This is a genomic window from Ruegeria sp. ANG-R (genome assembly GCF_000813985.1).
GTDB lineage: Bacteria > Pseudomonadota > Alphaproteobacteria > Rhodobacterales > Rhodobacteraceae > Ruegeria.
This window is the reverse complement of sequence record NZ_JWLJ01000001.1, coordinates 786,640-798,965: the sequence shown is the minus strand read 5'-3', so window position 1 is coordinate 798,965 and position 12,326 is coordinate 786,640. Positions and strand designations below refer to the sequence as shown.

Annotated in this window: 10 protein-coding genes; 4 read left to right on the top strand and 6 right to left on the bottom strand. The window is 57.3% G+C overall.

Going from position 1 to position 12,326, the window contains the following annotated elements; translation table 11 throughout:
• Position 1: 1 nt before the first annotated feature.
• The 6 genes from RA27_RS03965 to pyrH all read right to left on the bottom strand — a co-directional run bounded on the left by RA27_RS03965 (position 2) and on the right by pyrH (position 6,614).
• On the bottom strand, positions 2–1,117 hold the full coding sequence (locus RA27_RS03965) for an NUDIX domain-containing protein (RefSeq protein ID WP_039535180.1): 1,116 nt from the start codon (positions 1,115–1,117) through the stop codon (positions 2–4).
• 29 nt (positions 1,118–1,146) lie between these two features.
• A complete protein-coding gene (locus tag RA27_RS03960; protein WP_039535178.1) occupies positions 1,147–1,587 on the bottom strand; it encodes a TrgA family protein in 441 nt (146 codons plus the stop codon).
• Between the two features lie 16 nt (positions 1,588–1,603).
• Positions 1,604–2,812, bottom strand: coding sequence for a cyclopropane-fatty-acyl-phospholipid synthase family protein (locus RA27_RS03955; protein WP_039535176.1), 1,209 nt, complete (start codon positions 2,810–2,812; stop codon positions 1,604–1,606).
• A gap of 61 nt (positions 2,813–2,873) precedes the next feature.
• Positions 2,874–4,307 carry a deoxyribodipyrimidine photo-lyase gene (locus tag RA27_RS03950; protein ID WP_039535174.1) on the bottom strand — a complete coding sequence of 478 codons (1,434 nt, stop codon included), beginning with the start codon at positions 4,305–4,307 and terminating at the stop codon, positions 2,874–2,876.
• 47 nt (positions 4,308–4,354) lie between these two features.
• Positions 4,355–5,581 (bottom strand): aminotransferase class V-fold PLP-dependent enzyme, encoded by a 1,227-nt coding sequence (locus RA27_RS03945; protein WP_039535172.1) that lies wholly within the window; start codon positions 5,579–5,581, stop codon positions 4,355–4,357.
• Positions 5,582–5,861: 280 nt separating this feature from the next.
• A complete protein-coding gene (pyrH, locus tag RA27_RS03940) occupies positions 5,862–6,614 on the bottom strand; it encodes a UMP kinase (RefSeq protein WP_039535170.1) in 753 nt (250 codons plus the stop codon).
• 97 nt (positions 6,615–6,711) lie between these two features.
• Between pyrH and miaA the strand changes: the two genes are divergently transcribed.
• From miaA to RA27_RS03920, 4 genes are all read left to right on the top strand, one after another.
• The gene (gene miaA / locus RA27_RS03935) at positions 6,712–7,605 is read left to right on the top strand and encodes a tRNA (adenosine(37)-N6)-dimethylallyltransferase MiaA (RefSeq protein WP_039535168.1); all 894 of its coding nucleotides are present in this window, start codon (positions 6,712–6,714) and stop codon (positions 7,603–7,605) included.
• A gap of 351 nt (positions 7,606–7,956) precedes the next feature.
• On the top strand, positions 7,957–9,627 hold the full coding sequence (locus RA27_RS03930; protein ID WP_039535165.1) for an ABC transporter substrate-binding protein: 1,671 nt from the start codon (positions 7,957–7,959) through the stop codon (positions 9,625–9,627).
• Between the two features lie 121 nt (positions 9,628–9,748).
• Entirely contained in the window at positions 9,749–10,795 is a 1,047-nt protein-coding gene (locus tag RA27_RS03925; protein ID WP_039535163.1) for an ABC transporter permease, read from the top strand.
• Between the two features lie 14 nt (positions 10,796–10,809).
• Positions 10,810–12,273, top strand: coding sequence for an ABC transporter permease (locus RA27_RS03920; protein WP_039535161.1), 1,464 nt, complete (start codon positions 10,810–10,812; stop codon positions 12,271–12,273).
• Positions 12,274–12,326: the final 53 nt, after the last annotated feature.

The window sequence follows — 12,326 nt, the reverse complement described above, 5'->3', positions numbered from 1 at the left end:
GCTAGGCGCGCAGGCGCTCACGGTTGCGTGCCAGCCAATGGGCTAACGACAACAGCGGCAGATCCTTGAAAACATGAGCGTCTACCTTGGCCATAAAGTCGTCAAACGGCAGAATTTTACTACGGATATCTTCGCCTTCCGAATCCAGGCCGCCACTTTCGACGGTATCGGTCAAATCACCCAGCCCGACATAAAGGTAGATGTATTCGGTTGACGATCCGCTGGACGAATACGCACCACCGGCATACTCAAGACTGGTGAGCGATAGCTGCGCCTCTTCCATGGCTTCGCGGTGGGCTGCCTGCTCGGGCTTTTCGCCGGGGTCGATCATGCCTGCCACCGGTTCCCACATCCACGGCTCGGGATCGTCGATCAAAAACACAGGCGCCCGGAATTGCTCCACCAGCAGAACGGTGTCGCGCACCGGATCATAAGGCAGGACGATCACGGCGGCCCCCTGCATCAACCCGCTGCGATGTAAAACCGGGCCCATCGAGCCATCGTGCTGACGATGCTGCAATTCGATCTCATCCATCCCGAAATAGTTGACATAGGCACGTGTTCGATGATGCACGACCACGTCTTCCTCAGTGCTCCGGATATCTCCGGTCGTGCGCTGTCTTGCCGCCAACCTTGCCCACGCGCGCGTTCGTATGGCCGGAAAACTGCGGGAAATTGCAGTAGCGTCGACCCTTCCATAGTGGGCCATCACCTCTTCTGCGGCGAGCATTGAAACCGCACCCCAATCGTTGTTCCACGCCTTAAGATCCCACCGGGCATCGGTCTTCCACGCGTTTGAAACAGGAAAGAACACCAGCGCTTGATGCTTCTTGCCGTCATCTGTTGTGACGGTTTGCAAGCGCAGGTCATATTCGAACCCGCCTTCGTAAAAGGCCAACCGGGCGCGCTCTGGATCACCCAGACCCTGTACCAGTACGCCCTCTGCACTTGCGCCCTGTTCGGCGACAATCATCGGAAACGGTTGATCCTGAACCGAATATACAGCGTGATCGGGCAACACCGCCTGCGTTGCCGACAAATCGTCCGCATTGCGACCCATGACAAGTTCCAGCAAAGGCAAATGGCGCAAAGTGCCATAGAAAAACAGATCAGACAAATTAGGAGCCCCGAATTGGCAGGTCAGATTTAGCGCCAGCGGCGAAAGGCAATCTCGGTCAGTATGCCGCTGAGGACCGCACCGATACCCAGTGTGAACAGGATTTCTGATGCCAGTAGTTGCTCGCCATACTCAACCCCGATCTCGAAAATGGCGAGCAACGCCTCGAACGGGCCGCCAAATCTGTGACGCATCGCCTGGCTGAACATCTCGTAGGTGCCCTGCACGAACAGCCCCCAGAAGACCAATGCCGCCACGCCGGTCAGGCCGTTGTTAATCGCAGCCGTCCAGCCACGCCCGGCGCGTTTACCCATGATGACCCATCCGCAGACCCACCCCAGTATCATATTCACATAGGTGAAGTAGCCATAGTTCTTACCCTCTTCCCCGTTGTCGATGATCATGCCCGAAACAAGGAACGCTATCACCAACAGACACAACGCGGCGACAAGACGTGAGGCTGTAGGCATCAGATTTTTCCGTTCTTCAACTGGGTTTAGCTATTGTGATCTGTGTCACATCACAATTACCGGTGTCAAAGGCTGCGCCACATGCGGTCAAATAATAATTCCACATGCGGCGAAAACGCTCATCGAAACCCAGTTCGGATATCTGATCCCACTTGGCATTGAAGGTCTCGTACCAGCGGCGCAATGTCAGATCGTAGCTTTTGCCGAACTCCTTTGATCGCACGACTGTCAATCCCGCCTGAGCAATCTGATCTTTCAGGATTGTCGGAGCGGGCAGCATACCGCCGGGAAATATATATTTCTGAATGAAATCAACGCCGTTCTTATAAATATCCCAACGATGATCCGCCACCGTTATGATCTGCAACGTCGCATGAGCGCCAGGCTTCAACCGATCACGTACGGTATTGAAATACGCGGGCCAGTATTTCTGACCCACCGCCTCGAACATCTCGATCGAGGCAATTCCATCATATTGCCCCCGCTCGTCGCGGTAGTCCTGCAGCTTGAACTCTACAAGATCAGAAAGTCCTGCTTTTTCAATACGCTCTTTGGCAAAATTCAACTGCTCCTGACTGATCGTCAAACCTGTCACGCGCAGCCCGCGCTCTTTGGCGGCATATTCGGCAAACCCGCCCCAGCCACACCCGATCTCAAGGATATGGTCCCCCGGTTTGGCCCCCATTTCATCCACCAGACTGGCATATTTTGCCGTCTGCGCATTCTCGAGGCTTTCCTGACCGGTTTCGAAAATGGCGCTGGAGTAAGTCATCGTGTCATCCAGCCACAGACCATAGAAATCATTACCAAGATCATAGTGATACGAGATGTTCTTCTTGGCTTGAGTGCGATTGTTGCGGTGCAGCCAGAACCTCAGCCTTTCATAGGCGCGGACAAGAAACTGTCCCGTGAAATCATCGTAGACCGTTTCAGTCCCCAAATGCACGAGGTCCATGAAACTGCGCAAATCGGGGGTACTCCAATCACCCTCCAGATACCCGTCCGAAAATCCAAGCTCGCCTTCCCGCACCAGCCGGGAAAAGACGTCGGGGTCATGGATGTCCACATGCGCCACTGGTCCCGGCTTGGGCGCGTCGGCGCGGAAAACGCGGCCATCCGGCAGCGCGATGTCAAGTCGGCCGCGCTCCATCCGATTCAACATCTTGAAGACTTGTGCAAAATATCTCGGCAGGTTTTCCTGCCCATCGGTGCTCGTCAGGAACATCCGCTCTCCCCTCTGCGGTTGCGCGATAAAGCTAGGCCGGGATTCGGTTTATGGCAAGTTTTCAGTTCCTTACCGGCTCTTTTCTGCTTTCATAAAGGTGCAGTGCGCGTGCGCGACCTTCTTTCAATCCCACCACGGGCTGGGGGTACGCGTCTTTATGGGACAGCGTCCATGATCGCGGAACGGCATCAAAATAGCTTAGTGCAGTGGCCGAAGGGGCAGCCTGACCTTCGGCAACCCAGCGGTGGAGATAGTCCGAATTCGGATCAAACCGCTCACGTTGGGTCTGTGGATTGAAGATGCGGAAATAAGGGGCGGCGTCAGGTCCCGATCCCGCCACCCATTGCCAGCCCATGGCATTTGCGGCCGGGTCCCAATCGATGAGGCACTCGGCAAACCAGTCAGCGCCGACTTTCCAATGCGTCATCAGGTGTTTCGTCAGGTAGCTCGCGACAATCATCCGTGCCCGGTTGTGCATTCGTCCGGTCACGTACATTTGCCTCAATCCGGCATCAACGACCGGAATACCGGTTCTCGCTTGCCGCCAGGCCCGTGCGTCTGGCGCGTCGGGATCGGTGTTCCAGGGGAACGTATCCCATTCGGGCTTCCAGTTATCCGTCAGAAGATGCGGCCAGTGGTACATCAGGTGATAGGCGAACTCGCGCCATACAAGCTGACGCAAAAAAGCCTCTCCGCCGGACACGCCCGTCCGATCCGCGTTTTGCACCCTGTGCCAGATCGCCCGCGGTCCGATCTCGCCCAGCGACAGGTATTCCGAAAGATCCGAGGTTCCGGCATCGTCAAGCCTGTCCCGTTGCGCGGGATATCGGTCGATGCGCTGCAGAAATGTGTCCAGCTGATCCAGCGCTGCGGCTTCTCCGGGGCGAACAAACGGGCGAACCACGCAGGCCCCGCACCCCATCCCCCGATCCAGGCCCCAGTCGGTCAGACGATCGGATACGGGCCAGGTTTCCGGCGGTACAAGACGCGTATGGGCTGGCTCGGGCGGCGGAACCTCGCGCCCTTGTACCGATCGCCACATCGGAGTGAACACACGAAACGGTTGCCCCGCTTTGGTGGCGATCATCCATGGCTCGAACAGAAGGTGACCTGCAAATGACCGGGCATTGATACCCTGGCCCTGTAATGTCGCCTTGATCTTCTTGTCCCTGCCGATCGCTTCGGGATCGTAAGCCCGCGACCAGAACACGGCAACGGCGCCGGTTTCCTTCACCAAGTCACCAAGCACGTCCAGTGCTGCGCCCTTACGCAGGATCAACCTGCTGCCAATCTGTTCAAGCCTTTGAGCGAACGCCTCAAGACCCAAGCCAAGGCGCCATTTCGGCGCCGCGCCCAGTGCCTGAACCTGATCATCCAGTATGAACACGGGCACTATGGGACGGCCCGTCCGCGAAGCCGCGCCGAGAGCCGGGTGATCGCTCAGCCGCAAATCGCGCCTGAACCACAAAATGATCGGAGATCGATTGGGTTCCATATCCGCCTCTTGTTTTCTTCGAACTACGAAGCGACGCGGAAACCGGATCACAAAACGCGGTCAAGCGCCTCCAAAAGCTGATCAATTTCCTGTCGGCTTGTGTAGTGCGTAAAGCTGAGACGCAGAACGCCCTGATCTGGATCGACCCCCATCGCCTGCAACGGGCGATGCGCGTAGAAATCGCCCCCTCCGGCCATGATACCGTATTTGGAGAGCTCAGCCGCAACGGGCTCGGCCTTTGCGTTCAGGGCCAGTGCAACAGTCGGAGCACGCCGGCTGGCGTCAGACGGACCGATCAGACGCAGCGCGTTCCGGTCTTTGACCGCGTCCAGCAGGGGTTGCAGCAACGCAATCTCGTGTTTGCGCATCAGATCATGGACAAATGCGCCACGCTCGGGAGCGCCTGTTTCAGGCCCGTCATGATGGTCGCAAAGCAGTTCCAAATAATCTGCCATACCCGCACTGGCTGCGATCTGCGCATGATCAGGTCCGGCGGGAGTGAACCGCTTGTAAAGCGTTCCCCCGTTGAAATAGTGGGCCTGGTTGGGAAGCAACTCACCCAATGCGCGCCTGATGACCATACACCCCTGGTGTGGACCATAGGTCTTGTAGGCCGAAAACAGATAGATGTCCGGCCCCAGATCGCCGACATTGGGAAGCCCGTGCGGCGCGTATGATACCCCGTCGACACAGACAAAAGCGCCCGCGGCGTGCGCGATTGCGGTGATTTCAGTGACCGGGTTGATTTCGCCGACGACATTTGAGCAATGCGGGAAGCAGACCAGCCGCACATTCTCGTCCAGCAGGTTTTCCAGATCCTGCGGGTTCAGGGACCCGCTCTCCGGATCAATCTGCCATTCCCGAATTTCGATCCCGTCATCGGCCAATCGCCGCCATGGCCCGGAATTGGCCTCGTGATCCTGATTGGTGACGATGATTGCATCACCCGGCTGCATCCACTGACGGAAGGCCTGCGCGAGAACATAGGTATTCTGCGTCGTCGAGGGGCCAAAGCTCAGTTCATCCGTATCAACCCCCATAAGCGCGGCCAGACGCGCGCGGGCCTCATCCATTTCTTCGCCACCCAAACGACTGGCGTCGTAAGGCGCATAGGGCTGAACCTTCCGCTGCGTATAAAACCGGTTCAACCGATCGAGCACAGGCTTGCAGGTATAGGACCCGCCTGCGTTCTCGAAAAAGGCCCGCCCCTGAAGGCTGGGTTCAGCAAAAGCCGGGAACTGCGCCCGAACGAAATCGATATCAAGGGTGCTCATCGCACGTCTCTCCCTATTCATGCGCCACGCTCCGGAGGTTTCCCCTCGCATGATCCGGACAACACCAAAAACAAGGCAGGTCTTCCAGCCCAGCCGCAGGTCCCTGAATCGGATATGGGTCGACGGCAGTCCCTCGGAAGGCGCTCTGCCACCGACGGACAGGGTCAGATAGCCAGATGAAGATCGCTGGGTCAAGTCACTGCGTTGATGGCGCTTTTTGAAACCCGGCCAAGAAAAAAGCCGGGCTGTTACACCCGGCCTCGCATCACAAATTCAGGTCCTACCCCTGCACCTTGGTATAGGTGCCTTCACCTGCCAGAATACCCCGGAACCCGCCCGGCTCATCCAGACCGAATACGATCAGCGGCAGATTGTTGTCGCGCGCCAACGCAATGGCGGACGCGTCCATCACCCGCAGACGTTTGGTCAGCACATCGTCATACGAGACGTTGTCATAGCGAACTGCGTCAGCGTGCGCTTTGGGATCTTTGTCGTAAATGCCATCCACCCCGTTCTTGCCCATGAAGATAGCCTGACACGCCATTTCATTCGCCCGCAGCGTGGCAGCGGTGTCGGTGGTAAAATAAGGGTTTCCGGTTCCGGCCGCAAAAATGCAGACCCGCTTTTTCTCGAGGTGACGCACGGCGCGGCGGCGGATGTATGGCTCGCACACCTCATCCATCCGAATAGCCGAGATCACACGCGTGAAGACCCCGACCGCTTCGAGCGCAGATTGCATCGCCAGCGCATTCATGACGGTCGCAAGCATACCCATGTAGTCGGCTGTCGTCCGCTCCATCCCCTGAGCAGAACCTGACAGCCCGCGGAAGATATTGCCGCCACCGATGACCATACAAATCTCGACACCCAGATCATGGACCGATTTCACCTCTTGCGCGATGCGCTGAACGGTGGGCGGATGCAGGCCGAATCCCTGATCCCCCATCAGCGCCTCGCCCGAAATCTTCAGCATGACACGGTTATACGTTGTTTTTGGGGTTTCTGTGGTCTCGTCGGATGGGGAAAGGCTCATATTGCGCTCCGGGCTGGCACGGGGTTATTTTCCGGCGCAAAATGAAGCAAAACCTCCGCAGGTTCAATGCGGATAGTCAGGAATAAGGCAACCAGCGATGGCCGATAACTCAGCGAACCGGCTTTGGGAGCAACTGCCGCCGATTCCAGACGACAAACCTGTCCTCATCGCGGGGCCGACGGCCTCGGGAAAATCGGCGCTTGCGCTTTTGATTGCCGAGCGCTGCGGAGGCGTGATCGTCAACGCTGACGCAAGTCAGGTTTATGACTGCTGGCGCATCATCTCGGCCCGCCCGTCGCGCGAAGAGGAAGCCCGCACGCCGCACCGCCTGTATGGCCACATAGCATATGATCAGACCTATTCGACCGGTCACTGGCTGCGCGATATCACGCCCCTTCTGTCGCAAAACCAGCGCCCCATTATCGTAGGGGGAACGGGGCTATATTTCACCTCGTTGACCGAAGGGATGGCGGATATTCCGCCGACACCTCCGGACATCCGGGCGAAAGCGGACATGCTGCCGTTGCAGGAATTGATCGAGGGTTTAGACGCCCAGACCCTGCACAGGATCGACACCCAGAATCGTGCCCGGGTACAGCGCGCCTGGGAGGTTCTGAGCGCGACCGGGCGCACGCTGGCGGATTGGCAGGCCGAAACACCCGCCCCTATTCTGGATATTCGGAACACGGTTCCGATTGTATTCGACGCCGGAAAAGACTGGCTGCTGGATCGTATCAATCGCAGGTTCGATCAGATGCTGCGCCAGGGGGCAATGGACGAGGTTGCAGCCATGCGCGACCTATACGACCCGTCTTTGCCGGCCTTTAAGGCAATCGGAGTGCCAGAACTGATGACATGCCTTGAAGGTCGAATGACACTGGATGAGGCGCGCGAACGGGCGACAATAGCGACACGTCAGTTTGCCAAGCGCCAGCGGACATGGTTTCGCGCTCGCATGAAGTCCTGGCACCATATAGACGCTGCATCCTGAGCGCCGCAGACAGATGACCCACTAAAACATTTAAAAAAACAAACTGTTATATAAAACCACGAAGAGGAAACACTGTTCTCGGGGCATTGCCCATTGCTGCGGTCCATATTGTTTCAGAATGAAACCCGACGACACTCACTTTCCTGCAGGATGTCGTTTTTGTGCTATCTATGACGATTTCCAACATTGACGCAGGGAAAAAACTGGTGCGGAATGCGACCATGGGGATGTTCATAAGCTCTAACACCAAGCCCTCGGCCCTACCGACCGACATGAAACGGTCGCTGTAGTGCCCCGTCTTATCAACCAGAAACACGAACTCTAAAAATTTAGTGTCACAGGGAGACATCTATGGAAAACCAGACAATCAATGGAAAGTCGATGCATTGGGCGGCAGAGATGCATGCTCAGGAATATCGCGAAGGCAATCTGAACCGCCGCGAATTTCTGGCACGCGTTACTGCGCTCGGCGTCGCCGTTCCTGCGGCCTACGGCATGATCGGGCTGCAATCACCGGCGGCCGCGCAAGAACCACAGCAAGGCGGCACCATTCGTTATCAGATGGAAGTGCGTGCCCTGAAAGATCCGCGTACCTATGACTGGACGCAGATCGCCACCTTCACCGCAGGCTGGCTGGAATATCTCGTCGAGTACAACAACGACGGGTCATTCAACCCGATGCTGTTGGAAAGCTGGGAAACCAACGACGACGCGACCGAATACACTCTGAACGTCCGCAAGGGCGTCAAGTGGAACAATGGTGACGACTTCACCGCCGATGATGTTGCACGCAATATCGCGGGCTGGTGCGATTCGACGCTCGAGGGCAACTCGATGGCATCGCGCATGGCATCGCTGATCGACGCAGACACGCAACAGGCTGCGGACGGCGCGATCACGGTCGTCGACAGCCATACCGTCAAGCTGAAATGTAACGCACCGGACATCACCATCATTCCGGGCATGGCGGACTATCCCGCCGCGATCGTACACAGCAGCTTTGATGCAAATGATATGCTCTCGAACCCGGTTGGCACCGGCTTTATGATCCCGGAGAGCCACGAAGTCGGCGTAAAAGGCGTTCTTGTGCGCAATGACGGCTTCGACTGGTGGGGATACGATGCCGGCAAAGGCGGCTACATCGACCGCATCGAGTTCATCGACTATGGCACCGACCCCGCCGCCGTTCTGGCCGCCTATGAGGCCGAAGAGATCGACATGAACTGGGAATCGGTTGGCGAATTTATCGACATTTTCGACAGCATTGGCCTGATCCGGTCCGAGCTGCCATCGGGTTTCACCATCGTCATCCGCCCCAATCAGCTGGCCGAAGACGCCAACGGCAACAAGATCTATGGCGACAAGCGGGTCCGTCAGGCTCTGGCCATGGCGGTCGACAACGAGGTTTGCCTGGAATTGGGCATGTCCGGTTACGGCACCCCTGCCGAAAACTGCCACGTTGGACCTATGCATCCGGCCTACGATCCGAATGTGAAGCGTATTCCATATGATCCGGCCAAAGCCAAAGCACTTATGGAAGAAGCGGGCATGGCCGACTTCGAGCATGAAGTGCAGTCGATCGACGACGACTGGCGCCGCAATACCACGGCCGCCGTGGTCGCGCAGCTCAATGACGCTGGCATCAAGGCAAAGCATACCGTCCTTCCCGGCTCGACCTTCTGGAATGACTGGACCAAGTATCCCTATTCCTCGACCAACTGGAACCACCGCCCGCTTGGCACACAGGTTCTGGCGCTGGCCTATAAATCGGGCGTTCCGTGGAACGAATCCGGCTTTGCGAATGAAGAGTTCGACACGCTTCTTGCTCAGGCAAACTCGATTGCCGATGTCGACAAGCGTCGCGAAGTTATGGCGAAGCTTCAGGCGATCATGATCGACGAAGGTGTTATCATCCAACCTTACTGGCGGACAGCGATGCGCCATCACCGCGACAATCTGGTTGGTGTTGGAAAGCATATCGCGGACCTGCCGCAGCTTTATAAATTTGGCATCATCTCCTGAGCCAAAGATACCAGGGCCGCGCCGCTACGGCGCGGCCTTTTCGTCCTGAATGCGGCGACCATAATAACAGCGAAGCGTGAAGCCATAATAAATTCGCGCTGGCCGACCAACAGGGGCTAATATGGGACTTTTCATTTTAAAGCGCGTTGGCATCATGCTTTTGACTGCATTATGTCTGACCTTTCTGGTTTTCTTTCTGACCAACCTCTACCCGAACCTCGAGAAGCTTGCGAAAACGCAGGGCAATTTCCGGATGTCGGATGAGCAGGTCGAGAGCTATCTGGAGAAAAACGGCTATCTCCAATCCACGCCCATAAAATATGGTGAATGGCTGGGTGTTCTGCCGTCTTACCGACATACGAATGAGGATGGAACCGTTCAGGGCAGATGTATTCTACCCGGCGCAACCGCCGAAGAATCTCCCAGGTTCTGCGGCATCCTGCAAGGCTATTGGGGATATTCGACCGTCTTCAAAGAAGAAGTGTCCACCGTCGTAGGAACCCGCCTGCACCTGACCGGTCGGCTGATGCTGTGGGTCATGCTGCTTATGATCCCGTCGGCACTGATCCTCGGCGTTCTGGCTGGCATGAAAGAAGGCTCGGCCACCGACCGGACACTGTCGACCTTTGCGATCACCACAACCGCAACACCCGAATATGTCTCGGGCGTTATCTTCATCGCGATCTTCACATCGTCCGCTGTCGGTTTGAAGTGGTTCAAAGGGACCGCTACGCAAGCGATGGAGAACCCGACCTTCGAGAATTTCTTCTTACCGGTCCTGACGATCGCTTTGTATGGCATGGGGTATATCGCCCGGATGACCCGTGCCTCGATGACCGAGGTGATGACGGCACAATACATCCGCACCGCGCGCCTTAAAGGCGTGTCCTTTCCGAACATTGTCATGAAACACGCGCTACGCAACGCGTTGATCGCGCCGTTCACCGTCATCATGCTGCAGTTTCCGTGGCTGCTGAATGGCGTCGTGATCGTTGAGACCCTGTTCAATTACAAAGGCTTTGGCTGGGCGCTGGTTCAGGCGGCAGGCAACAATGACATCCAGCTGTTGCTGGCGATTTCGGTCGTGTCGGTCTTTGTGGTGCTGGTGACGCAGCTGATATCGGATATCGGCTATGTTTACCTCAACCCGCGCATTCGCATTTCATAAGGGAGGGTTAGCTCATGGAACCACTTACCTGGACCGGCTCTATCGCCTTCCTGAATCCACTGCTCGCACTGGCGCTTGGGCTGGTGGTCTTGTCCATCATTGTCTGGATGCTGGCCAGTGTCGTGCTGCCCGAGGATCAGATGACAGTGAATCCGGACGGCACGCTCACCTCAAGCTCGGGCCTGCGAAACCTGATACAAGCCGCGTTGCGCTACAGCTTTCTGGCAAGCGTGGCCATCTCAGTTGCCTACATCGTCCTCGGCGTCCTGATGGGCACCAGTGCCGGCATCGTCGGGGCCATTTCCCAGCAGTTCCTGCCGGTATGGCTTTCGCTGATCATCCTCTATGCGATGTCGATCGCGTTCAAACGCAAGCTTGGCCTGTATGGCAAGCTGTTCGACAGCCCCATCGGCATGATCGGCTTTGGCCTTGTCATGTTCTGGGTGTTCACGGGGATCTTCGGTGCGATGGACCTGATCGTCACTCAGGACCCGCTCGCACAGATCTCAGGGATGAAGAACAAGGTGCCGGGCACGCCCGTTGCCAACCTCGAAGAGGGTCAATACGCATGGTATCTTCTGGGGGGTGACAACCTGGCGCGCGACGTCTTTAGCCGCATGGTCAAAGGCGCCTGGATCGTGGTGCAAATTGCTCCGCTGGCCACGATGTTCGCCTTCATGGTCGGCATCACACTGGGTCTGCCCGCCGGATACTATGGCGGTCGTCTGGATACGCTCCTGTCGTTCCTGGCAAACCTGATCCTGGCCTTCCCCGTTATCCTGCTGTTCTACCTGCTGGTGACGCCCGAGATCGTTGCAACCGGTGTTCCGAACTACATGGCGGCGATCCTGTTCGTGTTCCCGATCATCTTCCTCGGCGTTTTGCTGAACTCGCGGTACTATACGCGGCCGAATTTCCGCACACCGCTGCTGATCGGGGTTCTGGGCGTGGCGCTGTGGCTCTATCTGTCGCTGATTTCGACCGGAGGCTACATCATCAACACCGACAGTTACAGAATCTGGGGGCTGCCAACCTATCTCGACCTGTTCGATATCCCGGGCGGAATACTGGTGGTCTTCGTATCGGTGGTCTTCGTGAACTCGCCCACGGTGTTCCGCATCGTTCGCGGGTTGGCATTGGACATCAAAACCCGCGACTACGTGGCTGCAGCACAGACCCGTGGCGAGGGCCCCTGGTATATCATGCTGTGGGAAATTCTGCCCAACGCGCGTGGCCCGCTGATCGTCGATTTCTGTCTGCGCATCGGATACACCACCATCCTGCTGGGGACCTTGGGTTTCTTCGGGCTGGGTCTGCCGCCGGAGAGCCCGGACTGGGGTTCGACGATCAACGAAGGGCGCAAGCTGCTGTCGATCTATCTGCACCCCGCCCTGCCGCCCGCGCTGGCCCTGTTGTCGCTGGTTCTAGGGTTGAACCTGCTGGCGGACGGTCTGCGCGAAGAAAGTCTGAAGGACTGATTGTGATCGAGGCCGGGGGCTTTGCCCCCGGACCCCCAGAGTATTTTTAGCCA